The following is a 242-nucleotide window of genomic DNA, read 5'->3' as shown; positions in this document are numbered from 1 at the left end:
CAGGTACGCCGATACCCCGTCCTCGCGGGTTCGCCCGTCCACATAGCGGCGGCAGTCGGCGGCCGGGTCGAAGGTCGTGTCGGGGTCGTCCACCTGCACACGCGGGTCTCGCAGCACCTCGTCGAACAGCTGCTTCCACGCGGCGGCATGGATCGCGGCGGTGTTCGTGACCACGCCGTCCATGTCGAACAGCACCGCGTCGTAGACGGCATCGAGGTGGTGAGTCCCGTGCTCTGCCGACC

1 pseudogene is annotated in these 242 nt (G+C 69.0%); it reads right to left on the bottom strand.

Going from position 1 to position 242, the window contains the following annotated elements:
- A pseudogene (locus KVT44_RS56700) lies at positions 1 to 242 on the bottom strand (hypothetical protein); the annotation flags it as partial.

Origin of the sequence: Streptomyces sp. GbtcB7 (assembly GCF_019091445.1) — a bacterium.
Classification (GTDB): Bacteria; Actinomycetota; Actinomycetes; order Streptomycetales; family Streptomycetaceae; genus Streptomyces; species Streptomyces mirabilis.
This window is presented reverse-complemented; position numbering and strand designations above follow the sequence as displayed.